Genomic DNA, 12,142 nt, shown 5'->3' with positions numbered 1-12,142 from the left:
TGACAATGCTACGTCATTGCGAGCGTAGCGAAGCAATCCATATTTTTCTTGCCGTCACCCCGAACTTGTTTCGGGGTCTTTTTTTTCTTGCCGATACCTTGTTTTGTACTGTATAATAGTAACATTATGGATGAAGAAATTTTATCGCTTATTAAAAGTGAAAAGTCTGGAAAGACATCAGAAAAAGTTAAAGAAAAAAAATCAACCTGGCTGCTTTTTACCATTGGCGAAAAACAGTTTGCAATTCCTGCCGATCAGGTAAAAGAAATCTTGCGTGATGCAACAGTATTCCCGCTGCCTTTTGTTCCACCTTATGTTAATGGCGTTTTGAACCGATACGGTGATCCTTATGTAGTAATTGATTCTGCGGTACTGGAAGGTAATAAACCGCAGGAATCATTTCTATTTATCGTTCTTAATGATGAAAGCCATTCATGTCTTAGAATTACAGATGTAAAAGACTTTTTTACTGCAACCGAAAAAGATGTAATTCACTTTTCGGAAGCAGAGCTTTCTGATTACTACGAAGGAACTCTTAATGTAGACGGTCAGAGTGTCTTCGTTCTTAAGGTTCAGACAATTATTGAAAAAGTGGGAAAAGAAATTGCAGCAGCCTGAAAAGTTTATTTGCATTTCATATTCTCAAGTAGATTTTCTCATTCCAAATGCTTATGTTTCTTCGAGTGTTGGTGTAAAAGACCTGAATCTTTCTTTGCTCAGAGATCAGGATTCCGGTATTTTTGACTTTGATGAAATTGCTTCTCAGTTTATACAGATACCAAGAGAAGCTGATATTAAAACTATGATAGCTTTAAAAGATGACGGCTTAAATCATATTTCAATTGTAACTACACAGGAATGCAAGGTGTGCTCAATTTCTTTAGATGAGTTCGGACTTTTTTCTGATTTTTATTCTGAACAGTTCCAGAAACTTGGCTTTCTTGCCTGTTGCTTTAAAGAGGACCGGCTTAGAATCCTGATGGATGTAAAACAAACTATTTCTTATATGAATGACTGCTTTCTGGAGGAATTATGATTCATATTCTTGTAGCCGATTCTTCTGCAATTTTTCGCTCTACTCTCAAAGAAATAATTTTAAAAACAAAAAAACTCGACTGGGCAGGAGAGGTAATTTCTTACAATGAACTAAAGCCTGCTTCAGAAAAGTTAAAGCCGGATGTAATAATTGCAACTCAGACTTTTTTTGATGCAGACAGAATCAGTACACTTTCTGATTACTGCAGCACTACTGAGATTCCAACAATTATTTTTCATGAGAAGGGCGACGAAAGACATCTGTCTTCTAAAAATGTAATATTCCGTGAATTGCCTGATTTTATGAATTTTTCTTCTGAAAAAATTACGGAATATTCTCATAGGCTTGAACAGTGCATTTTAGATATGAAATGCAATGTTCTATTTGAAAATCATCCGTCTTTACCGGTAAATATAGGGCTCGAAGAAGTTTCCTCTGCGCCAGCCTTAAAGCCTCTTCCAAAGGATCTGCCTGTCCATAACTATAAGGCAGTTCTTGTCGGTGTTTCAACAGGCGGTCCCGGCGCCCTCCTGGAATTTTTAAAGGGAATAGGCCGCAATTTTCCTCTCCCGATTTTTATTACCCAGCATATAGATTCATTTTTTGATAAGAACCTTATTGACTGGCTGGCCAGCGAATCAAAAGTTCCTGTAGAGCTTGCCCGCAATAATGCCAAGCCTGTTGAAGGTCACGTTTATTTTGCACCGTCAGATGAACATCTTACTTTTGCCCTGTCTCTTGATGATGGTTTTAGAATGGTGCTTAATCATGATGCTCCGGTAAATTTCCTTCGCCCTGCAGTAGATAAAATGTTTGAAAGTGCTGCAAAGGTTCTGGGAAAAAATTGTATCGCAGTTGTGCTTACAGGTATGGGAGCAGACGGAGCAAAGGAATGTCTTCATCTTAAAAATCTTGGAGCCTATACAATTACACAGGATGAAGCAACAAGTGTAATTTATGGAATGCCTAAAGCTGCTTATGAAAACGGAGGTTCCTGCGAGGTTCTTCCTTTACAGCAGATTTCTGAACGTTTATGGAATCTTATGGGAGTGGAGAGGAGCTAGTTGATGGAGAGAGTGGTCAACGAACTGCTTGAGCAGATAAAGTCCAAGATACTCGTCTATTCTGGAATATATGTGGCGGAGTCGCAGCTGCCTGCTTTACAAGCTCATATTGAAAAAGAGGCAAAAGCACGCGGTATGAGACCGGAGGAATTCTGCAGGAATCTTGCGCCGCATACTCCGGACTTTGATGCAGTAATTAATCTTGTTACTGTTAACGAAACTTACTTTTTCCGGGAAGAAAAACAGTTCGACTTTTTGAAGAAGGAAGTATTTCCAAAGTTCGCAGGAAAGAATCTTACAATCTGGACCTGCTGCTGTTCAACAGGAGAGGAGCCGCTTTCGCTTTTAGCTCTTGCCCGTTCCATGAATGTAAATCTCACAATTTATGCATCTGATATTGATGATGATGCCCTTGCTTTTTTTAAGGCCGGCCACTATTCAGATTTTTCGCTTCGAAGTGATGGAAAAAAATATCATAAACTCCTGGAACCATATTATACAAAAACAGAAGGTAGTCTGCTTTTTCATAAGGATTTTATAAACAGCATTCACGCCTTTAAGTTTAATCTGATTCAGAGCGAGCTTTCTTCACTGCCTTTCTTTGAAAATGCAGACATTATTTTTATGCGTAATGTCTTTATTTATTTTGATAAAGAAACAAGAATTAATGTTACAAAGAAAATAACGCAGCGCTTAAAAAATCAGGGAATGCTTTTATTTTCAATGAACGAGATTGGTTCAATTGATCATACTGTAATTCCAAAAGAACTTTATAAAACAAATTACGAAAGTGTTTACTATTTTGTAAAAGATTCGGCGTCTTCAAAATCTAATGCAGTTGTTACTCCTTCAGAAGTCAGCCTTAAAGAAAAAGAACATGCAAAGAAAAAAGAAAAGCTGCGTCTGGAAGTAGAGAAGGTAAAGCTTCAGAAATTCACCGAAGAAAGAAAACCTCAGGAGCCGGAAAAAATCTCTGTCGCTGCACCAGCCTTTGATGCTAAAAAAACTTATGAAGAAGTTTGCACAGAAATAAACCGAGGTGATTTTGACAAAGCCCGAACTCTTGTCCAGGCAATCAGCGGAGCCGATACAAAAAAGTATGCCTATTTTATGCAGGGCTATGTAGAATATCATGCAGACAATCGTGCTGCTGCCGAAACTCTTTTTGCTTCTGCCGAAAGTATTTGCCCGGATTTCTGGCCGGCCTTTTTCTATCATGGAATGGTGCTGCGTGATATGGGACGGGACGAAACTGCTCAGAACTGCTTTTCAAAATGTAAGTCTCTTATTGCTGATTTTGGAAAGCAGGGACAGGCAGGAAGTGTGCCTTATGATTTTACTCTGGACGAATTTAGTCCGTCATACATATATTCGCTTTGCGAAACATTTTCTACGGGAGGAGGACGATAAATGAATCTGGATAAAAACTTGTTCAAGACAGATTACATTTCCGAAGCTCGCGAGATATTAGACTCTCTTGATGATGTTGCAATTCAGGCAACAAAAGAAAAACGTAATGGCCAGTGCCTCAATGAAATTCTGAGACTTCTGCATACCCTCAAAGGCTCTTCCCGCATGATGGAATATGTCCAGATTGAAAAGGTCATAAATCATCTGGAAACAGTTTTTAAAAATGTTCAGAATAATCAGACAGAAATTTCAAATAAATTAATTCAGCTTTTAATGGGCGTAACAAACCTTATTCATAAGGTTATAGATGATATAGAAGATGGCAGCGACGGTACTTTTGAACAGTACGAAGATGTGCTTAAAAATATAGATCAGGCTCTGGAAGATGAAAACTTTATTACTGATTTTACTTCTGACAAAGAAATGTCTGAAGAGGATAAGGCTGCCGCTGATGAAGAAGAAAAAAATCAGGATGATAAAATCCAGGAAGAAAATTCAGATTTCTTCCACGATTCCCAGACCATCAAGGTTCAGATTTCCCAGATTGATTCAATCCTTCAGTCTCTCGATAAGCTTATAATGCGACAGATAAAGCTTAAGAACGAAATTGAAGTCTTAAAGGATAAAAGCGAAGCTTCAGAATTCCAGGAGTTCCAGGAGCTTTCAGAAAATATTTCTGTACTCGAAAATCAGAGTGTAGATATTCAGAAAAATATCATCGCCCTTCGAATGCTTCCTTTCGACATGATTCTGCGTCCTATAAAGCGCTCAATTGTTGCCGAAGCTCTTAAGACCGGTAAGAATATAGACTTCGATATTCCTCAGTCAGAAATTACAATTGATAAATTCATTCTCGAAAAGCTTCCGGCAATTCTCATTCACCTGGTTCGTAACTCAATTGATCATGGAATTGAAACAAAAGAAGAACGTAAAAAGCTTGGTAAGCCTGAAAAGGGAACAATTTCTATTTCTGTAAGCCAGGTTTCTAACCGCATTTTTGTAAACGTAAAGGATGATGGACACGGTATCGATTATGAAAAAATCCGTGCCAAGGCACTGCGACTCTTCCCGGATCGGGAAGCAGAAATTCTTTCGGCAGACGATACAGATTTACTGCAGTTTATTTTTACATCCGGCTTTTCTACAAAAGATGAACAGACAGAACTTTCCGGCCGCGGAATAGGTCTGGATGTTGTCCGCACCGAAATGGATAAACTTAAAGGAAAGATTACCGTTTATACCGAACTCAACAAGGGAACAACTTTTGAACTTTCTCTTCCTGCTTCTCTTGCAACCCAGGACGGTCTTTTTGTAACGGTTTCTGACAACTCATATCTTATTCTTTCTCACTATATCAAAGAGATTCTTACTGTAAACAGAAATGACTTTTTACAGCTGCAGCATGGACCTGTTCTGAATGTTCACAACGAGCTGGTTCCTCTCTTTGACTTTGACATCATCAATCCTAATTCCAAAAAGCAGATTAATACAAAGACCGAAATTTCTGTAGTAATTCTTGAATATCTGAATAAGAAAATAGGAATTATGGTGGATAAGATTCTGCATTACGGAACAGTTGTAATTAAACCGGTTCCTCCTCTGCTCAAGGACTTCAATGCACTTCAGGGAGTTGTATTTGATGAAAACTACCGTATTATTCCGGTTTTGAATATTCCTGATACTATCCGCCGCTTCAGGGTTGTTAATGTTTATGAAATTAAAAATCTTGAAGTTCACAAGATGCCAAAGATTCATTCTATTCTCATTGTAGATGATTCGCATACAACCCGTCATATTGAGCAGATTATTCTTGAGGCAGAAAACTATAATGTTTCAACTGCAGTAGATGGAATTGATGCCCTTGAAAAAATGAAGCAGTACAAGTTTGACCTGGTTGTAACTGATGTAAAGATGCCTCGTATGGACGGTTTTGTTCTTCTTCATAATATGCGTCACAAAGATGAACTTAAAAATATTCCGGTTATTATGGTTTCCTCTGTATTCGAAAGCGATACTCTGGAAAAGGCAAGAAATCTTGGTGCCCAGGGCTATATCGTTAAATCTGACTTTGAACGAGAAAGCCTTACTGCAAAGGTAAAGGAGCTGCTGCATGAGTAAAAGTAAAAAAGAAAAAAACTCTGTCACGTCAACAGCCGCAGCAACTGCATCAGCAGAAGTATCTGTAAAGCCTTTGATTTATCTGGCAGAGCCTTCAAAGATTCTCGCAAAGATGATAACTTCGGCTCTTGCAGAAAAGGGCTTTGAGGTTGAACTTTTTGAAGACGGCTATACTTTGTTGAAGAAAGTTATTGTCCAGTCTCCAAATCTCATTATTTCAGATAATAACCTTGCAAAGATTGGTGGAATTGAATTATGCAAAATCTTGAAAACTGGTTCAAACAGAGATGCAATTCCATTTATTCTTATTTCTGCAGATGATTCTGTTTTTGATTTCTGGATCAGCTCAATGGAAGCAAATCGGGTTGTACTGATAAATAATGAGAATATAGATTATCTGGTAAAAACTGCAGAAGAACTTATTGATTATAAATATGTTACATCTGAAGAATTTTTTGAAAAAGATATAGAGTCTTCTAAGAAAGAAGCAGTTTCTGAAAAAGAAGTCCAGGAAGAGGTTCTCGCATCATGGATGGTACAGGCCCTGCAGAAAAGCAGCTTCTTCCTGAATATGACAAAAAATATCATAAGGCTTTATGATGATGTAAAAGATCTGAATACTCTTGTAGAACAGATTTTTGTTTTAATTTACAGTGCCTGCTCTTATGATATTGCGGCCCTTATTCTGGACAATCAGCCGGCAAAAGTCTTTATGACTGGTACAGAGTTTTTTGAAGTTCCTGTAGTTGATGAATTCTGGAATATCTGTAAGGTTGAATACGAGCAGCAGGCAAAGAAAAATCATACAATTACTTATGAAGAAAAAAATTACGAAAATATAGTTCTTTCTGCTCCTTCAGACAAAAAGTTTGAGTCTTACCGTGCCTTTACAATAAAAAATAAAAACGGTTTTGTCGGAACCTTGCATCTGGCTTCCTGCCGCAAAAAGATTTTTAATTACAAGGTGCAGTCTTCCATAGAGTTTATTCTGCCTTCTCTTGCAGATATATTGCAGGAGTCTTTGCAGCGGTCGGAGCTTGCCCTGCAGGAATCAAAACTGCGTACAGCCTTTTCAAAATTTGTACCGGAAGAAGTTATTAACGACTTTTTGAATTCAGATGAAGAAAGAGAGCTGAACAATAATAACGAAAAAAGAAATGTCGTTGTACTTATGTGCGATATCCGAAACTTTACTTCCATAAGTGAAATAAATAAAGCGGAAGATGTCGTAAACTTTTTGAATACATATTTTACCCACATGGTAGATATTGTAAAAAAATACGGCGGAACTGTAGATAAGTTTATCGGCGATGCAATTATGGTTCTCTTTGGTGCACCAATCAGCTATAACGATAATGCAAAGAGGGCGGTGCAGGCAGCAACAGAAATGTATGCACAGCTGGCTGAAATTCCATGTGAAAAGCTTAAGTTCCCGGAAGGAATAAAGCTTGATATTGGTATTGGTATTCATTACGGAGAAGTAATTGTTGGACAGATTGGTAGTGCCGATAAAACAAACTATACAGTAATCGGTGATACAGTAAACCTTGCTTCCCGTCTGGAAGGACTTACCAAGATTTACGGTGCCAAGATTGTAATTTCTGGTGCTGTTCGTGAAGAGATAGGGGAAGATGATTCATTGAATCTTCTGCTTCTGGATTCAGTAAAAGTAAAGGGTAAAAAAGAAGCTGTATTCATTTACAGGGTAGATGAAAAGCCTTTGCCTGCAGACTTTGTTGAGGCATACGAAAAGGGCTTTAAGTCATATAACGAAGGAGCATTTAGTCTTGCAATTCCTTATTTTGAGACATCTGTAAAACTTTTGCCTCAGGATAAAACTGCGAAACTTATGCTTGAACGCTGCAGAGAATTTGCAGTAAATAAACCGGATAATTGGGATGGTGCGATTACACTCACATCAAAATAGGAGTTAATATGAGTCTAAAAGAAAAGTTTATCAACTTAAAAAAGGCTTCGGAAAAAGACGTTCATTTTGGCAATGAAGTCTTTTCAAAACTGGTATTTCCAGTGGTGCTTGCAGAAATACTGACAATGGCTGGCTGTATTGCAATTGCCTGGGAAAATACGCGTTTAGCGAAGTATACGCAAATCATTATCCTGGGCCTTGTTATTTGTATTGGCCTGCATCTCTTATTTCTTGGTATGTTAAATATGCTGATAACACAGGGAATAACAGAAGATGTTACTTCTTTTTATCTGTATGAAACTACAGAAAAAGAACGTACCAGACTTATGAAGCAGCTTATGATTATGCCGGGAAGAATCGGTGGCGTTGTTTTTGCTCTTTTTATGACTACCGGAGCTGTCTGGCTTGCCTTTTATAAAAACATAGGTGCCCTTAATTTAAATTCAGTAATTCTAAGTTCTTGTATGTTGTATGTAGGGGCTTACTTTGTTTCGGTATATGCAGTTACAGATGTCTCTCAGAAAATCTGTTCAAAGCATGCCTCTGCAATTGTGAGAAAAGGTATTGCACGGGAAGAGGTTGAAAAGAGACATTACTTTGGACTTACTTCAACCGTTATAACTATACTTCATATCTTTGCTCCTATTCTGATTCTTGGAGCCCTTATTTTTGTTCTTGCATGGAGAACCTACACCTCCTATACAAGTTCAAACATTGTTTTCTTTAGACTCATATTGGTAGGCTCTTTAAGCATTATTCTTTATTATCTTTTTTCTACATCTCTCTTTAAGCGTATGATGCGCTCTATAAACAATATGCACGATTTGATGTCCGGAATTAATAAAGAAAACCTGCATAAGGTAAAGGCTGCAAATACAGACCTTTCGAACGAGTTTATGTTTAATGTTTATCTCATTAATACAATCGTAGAAATTCTGCAGAAAATCTTAAAGGAAAGTCAGCGCATAAGTATGTCGGTTGTAGAATCCAGCAATGAGCTTTCTGTTATTTCCCGCGAAACGGCAGTTACTTCTCTTGAACAGAATTCCGGAGTAAAAGAGCTGCTTTCTGCTATGGAAGAGTCTGATACACTTTCAAAGAGCATTGCCGAAAAGATAGGTGAGGTTTCACTTGTTGCAAGCCGTACTACAGATAATATCAATGAAGGTTTTGATATCCTCAAGCAGAATATGCATAAGCTTGAAGAAATCAGACGTGCTAACGATGTAACCGTAGAAGGTATTAAGGTTCTTACAGAAAAGGTTTCAGGTATTTCGGATATTGCAAGAATCATCAATGGCATTGCAGACCAGACAAACATTATTGCCTTTAATGCAGAGCTTGAAGCCTCAAGTGCCGGCGATGTTGGTGAAAACTTTGCTCTGGTAGCAAACGAAATCCGCCGCCTTACAAATAATACAATTCAGTCTACAGAAGAAATCCGTAAACGAATTATTGAAATTCAGCATTCTTCTGATGAACTTCTTGCAGCTTCTCAGAACGGAAGTGAAAAGATTCTGGATGGAAACCAGATTATAAATGATTTGAAAACAAGGTTTGAGGAACTTAAGATATCTTCTGAAACAATGAATTATGCTTCTGAGGATATCAAAAAGATTATCGAGCAGCAGACAGCTTCTTTCGCACAGATAGTAATTACTCTGCGACAGATTTCAGAAGCCGCAGAAAGTTTCTCTGGTTCAACTCAGAAAATCAGCGATTCTGCTCAGAATCTCTGTCTTATCTCTACTAACCTTAAAAATCTTCAGCCTGAAGATCTTGAAGATTATACCGGTGAAGATGAAAGCGCACAGGCTGCAGTTGATGCAATCGTAGAAGCCATGACAATGTCAAAAGAGGTACAATAATGAAACAGAACGAAAAGTATTTATCACTGGAAAGAAGAATTCTCAGAGCAAGTCATCTTCCTGATGTCCTTTGTGGAATAGTTTTACTTTTGTATACAGTATTTATTTTGAATCTTAAAGTTTCAACTCATTATCCACTGATTATTATTGTAATTCTTGGAGTTTTATTTGCCCAGTTCTGTGTTTCTCCAATTACTAATCATATTTTATTTGCAAACGTTTCCAAAGAAGTAGAACGCTGGGAAAATGAAAGTACTACTACAGAGGAACGCACAAGACTTTTTCTTTCACTGCACAAGTGTCCTATGAGAAAAGCAATAGAAGCCTTTGCTTATTTTGCAATTTGTGCCGTTATGCTTGCCGCTGCTTATCACTTTATTTATAAGGTAAATACAAGCATTAACGCTGTAAGTCTTTTCAGCTGTGTTCTTGGTGCTTATGTGGCAGGACTTCTTGCTCTTGCCAATACCCGGGCAATCTGTAATGAATATGAATGCATGCTTGTAGAAGAAGGAATCGATTCAAAAATTCTGAATAAGAAAAAATATTTTGGTGTATCTTATCAGAAAACTTTCTCACTTTACTGTACAGTTCCTGTAATCTGGGGCTTTGTGATTGCGATTCTTCTTTTTGTAGTTTATTACTACAATAATGTTCCTTCTACAGTAGGCTTTTTGCCGGCAGACCATCAGGGAATGGGGCTTAGAAAAATGCAACTGCCTCGTATTGCCATCGTTCTTATAATTAATGCGGCAGTAGGAATTGCTTCTGTTTATTCTTTCCTTAGAAGTATTCTTATTTCTTCTGATAAGCTGCAGACTTCTATGATTCACATAATCAAGAATGATATTTTTACAGTAAGTCTTGTACCAACTGATTTTGAGTCTGAGGTTTCTTATAATCTTTATCTTATCAATCAGATCGTTCTTCTCTTCCGTTCTATTCTTGATGATATAAGAAGAATCGGCCAGACAATGGTAGAGCCTATGAATGAGCTTACTGCAATTTCTCAGAGTACAGCTTCAACTTCGCTTGAGCAGTCTACCGGTGTAAAAGAGATTCTTGCTACCATGGAAGATACAGACCGCCAGACTCGTACAATCGTAGATAAAATTGCAGATGTAACTACAGTTGCAGAGGGTACAGAAAGCAATGTAAATGCCGGCTTTGAAACCCTGCAGTCTAATCTGGATAAGATGACAGAAATTACAGATGCCAACGTTTCTACAATTTCTGGAATCCGTGAGCTGGGTGAAAAAATCAGCGGCATCTGGGAAATTGTTAAAATCATTAATGATATTGCAGACCAGACACGAATCATTGCCTTTCCTATGATTTTTGTCAACAAAGAATTATGATTCTTTTATTCTCCAGCCCTCTTTTTCACGAAATTAGAGCTTCTTCAGCAAGTTTTGAAATGTATGCATCAGGAGTTATTGATATTCTAGGCTCATAAACCTGATTATTTTTCAAAAGTGTATAAAGAAGTTCCCCCATTTTTCTGGCAACAGTAACTATAGATTTTCCTTTTCCAATACCACGTGTAACTGCCATGTAATTATATTTATCTTTTAAGGCTCCGCCTGATTTTGACCGCGTAGCTGACCACGCTGCTTGTACCAGTAAAGATCTTAAAATCGGATTTCCCTGTTTCGTTATATGTCCCAATCGGTTTATCGTACACGACCGATCTACTTTTGGAACAAATCCTATAAAATTGCTTACTTGATGTGCATTTTCAAATCTGTTTACATCACCAATATAAGCTACATAAGACAAAGCTGTTATAGGTCCTACTCCAGGAACTGTCATAAGCCGCTGGACTTTCTCATCTGACTTTGTCTCTTCATTTATTTTCTGATTCAGCAACTCTAGTTGCTTTTCTATCAGAATAAGTCGTTCTACAAGTCTTTCTGCTTCCTCTTTTTCATACCCTTTGAGAAGGGGAAGAATATTATCTCTATTTTTAGGCACACACATATCTTTTCGCTTAAACTGTGTATAACCGTTGTGCTCAAAGATTGCGTGCAGACGGTTTATTTCTTTTGTTCTTAGTGATTTTAAAGAACGATATTCGCTCAAGAGTTTTCTTCTTGCCCATTCTTCGTCACTTGGAGGTGTAACAATCGGCATCTCATTTTCATCATGGCTTCGCAAATATTTTGCCAGCTTCATAGAATCCTCTTTATCAGTTTTTCTTGTACTCATAAAGATTATAGCAAGTCTACCTGGATTTAGAATTATTACTCGGCAACCAACTTTGTTTCTGATTATGCGTTCAATTCTAAAAGCTAGATTACAGGCTTCGATGGCAACGACATCATCTTTGTTCAGTTTTTTACACAGATTATCTAAGCCTTCAAAATCAGTTTTTCCGCCTGTTCTTGTTACCTTTCCGTTGGGACCTATAAGACACATCTCATAGGTCTTCTTCCCCAAGTCTAATCCTGCTGCGTTTCCTGCCACTTCCATAAGTGTCCTCCTTTGATATAAAATGAGGACTGGAGAGCAATCCGAGTGCGTTGAACACCGTTCTCCTATTCGCGGTACTGGGGGTCCTGCCCCAGGCCGCTCTTTGTTATACGATGGCCGGCTTTGACAAAACTAACGCACGAGTTTTTTAATCTCCCTAGGCAATGCCTGCCTTCCACCGGCTCTCCAAGTCCGTCAACTCAGAGTACAACTTTTTCTCGGATTATTTAATCATAACAACTAACGC

At 37.9% G+C, this 12,142-nt stretch carries 9 protein-coding genes; 8 read left to right on the top strand and 1 reads right to left on the bottom strand.

Annotated elements, in window-relative coordinates; translation table 11 throughout:
- The first annotated feature begins 126 nt into the window (after nt 1-126).
- From G626_RS0109090 to G626_RS0109055, 8 genes are read left to right on the top strand one after another with little or no spacing between them, the layout of a single operon-like run.
- Nucleotides 127-618, top strand: a complete 492-nt coding sequence (locus G626_RS0109090) for a chemotaxis protein CheW (protein WP_022932472.1) — start codon at nt 127-129, stop codon at nt 616-618.
- Complete coding sequence (locus G626_RS0109085; protein WP_022932471.1) at nt 605-1,036, top strand: hypothetical protein; 432 nt, start codon at nt 605-607, stop codon at nt 1,034-1,036. The genes G626_RS0109090 and G626_RS0109085 overlap by 14 nt, the downstream gene beginning before the upstream one ends.
- Nucleotides 1,033-2,100: a CheB methylesterase domain-containing protein gene (locus G626_RS17490; protein WP_022932470.1), complete on the top strand. Its 1,068-nt coding sequence runs from the start codon at nt 1,033-1,035 to the stop codon at nt 2,098-2,100. The genes G626_RS0109085 and G626_RS17490 overlap by 4 nt, the downstream gene beginning before the upstream one ends.
- A 3-nt stretch (nt 2,101-2,103) precedes the next feature.
- A complete protein-coding gene (locus G626_RS0109075) occupies nt 2,104-3,510 on the top strand; it encodes a CheR family methyltransferase (RefSeq protein ID WP_022932469.1) in 1,407 nt (468 codons plus the stop codon).
- Nucleotides 3,511-5,628: a hybrid sensor histidine kinase/response regulator gene (locus tag G626_RS0109070; RefSeq protein WP_022932468.1), complete on the top strand. Its 2,118-nt coding sequence runs from the start codon at nt 3,511-3,513 to the stop codon at nt 5,626-5,628.
- Nucleotides 5,621-7,555, top strand: a complete 1,935-nt coding sequence (locus G626_RS17485) for an adenylate/guanylate cyclase domain-containing protein (protein WP_022932467.1) — start codon at nt 5,621-5,623, stop codon at nt 7,553-7,555. Before G626_RS0109070 ends, G626_RS17485 begins: the two co-directional genes overlap by 8 nt.
- 8 nt (nt 7,556-7,563) lie before the next feature.
- Nucleotides 7,564-9,423 (top strand): methyl-accepting chemotaxis protein, encoded by a 1,860-nt coding sequence (locus G626_RS0109060; RefSeq protein ID WP_022932466.1) that lies wholly within the window; start codon nt 7,564-7,566, stop codon nt 9,421-9,423.
- Nucleotides 9,423-10,781: a methyl-accepting chemotaxis protein gene (locus tag G626_RS0109055; RefSeq protein WP_022932465.1), complete on the top strand. Its 1,359-nt coding sequence runs from the start codon at nt 9,423-9,425 to the stop codon at nt 10,779-10,781. The genes G626_RS0109060 and G626_RS0109055 overlap by 1 nt, the downstream gene beginning before the upstream one ends.
- A 25-nt stretch (nt 10,782-10,806) precedes the next feature.
- On the opposite strand, the gene G626_RS0109050 is transcribed toward G626_RS0109055, so the two are convergent.
- The gene (locus tag G626_RS0109050) at nt 10,807-11,895 is read right to left on the bottom strand and encodes an IS110 family RNA-guided transposase (RefSeq protein WP_022932464.1); all 1,089 of its coding nucleotides are present in this window, start codon (nt 11,893-11,895) and stop codon (nt 10,807-10,809) included.
- Between the last annotated feature and the right edge of the window lie 247 nt (nt 11,896-12,142).

The sequence above is a fragment of the Treponema bryantii NK4A124 genome (assembly GCF_000421345.1).
Classification (GTDB): domain Bacteria; phylum Spirochaetota; class Spirochaetia; order Treponematales; family Treponemataceae; genus Treponema_D; species Treponema_D bryantii_B.
This window is presented reverse-complemented; position numbering and strand designations above follow the sequence as displayed.

Excerpts from the sequence above, each read along its gene's own strand:
- G626_RS0109070 (WP_022932468.1), top strand. The coding sequence starts at position 3,511 with ATGAATCTGGATAAAAACTTGTTCAAGACAGATTACATTTCCGAAGCT.
- G626_RS0109075 (WP_022932469.1), top strand. The coding sequence starts at position 2,104 with ATGGAGAGAGTGGTCAACGAACTGCTTGAGCAGATAAAGTCCAAGATA.
- G626_RS0109055 (WP_022932465.1), top strand. The coding sequence starts at position 9,423 with ATGAAACAGAACGAAAAGTATTTATCACTGGAAAGAAGAATTCTCAGA.
- G626_RS0109060 (WP_022932466.1), top strand. The coding sequence starts at position 7,564 with ATGAGTCTAAAAGAAAAGTTTATCAACTTAAAAAAGGCTTCGGAAAAA.
- G626_RS17485 (WP_022932467.1), top strand. The coding sequence starts at position 5,621 with ATGAGTAAAAGTAAAAAAGAAAAAAACTCTGTCACGTCAACAGCCGCA.
- G626_RS0109090 (WP_022932472.1), top strand. The coding sequence starts at position 127 with ATGGATGAAGAAATTTTATCGCTTATTAAAAGTGAAAAGTCTGGAAAG.
- G626_RS0109050 (WP_022932464.1), bottom strand. The coding sequence starts at position 11,895 with ATGGAAGTGGCAGGAAACGCAGCAGGATTAGACTTGGGGAAGAAGACC.
- G626_RS17490 (WP_022932470.1), top strand. The coding sequence starts at position 1,033 with ATGATTCATATTCTTGTAGCCGATTCTTCTGCAATTTTTCGCTCTACT.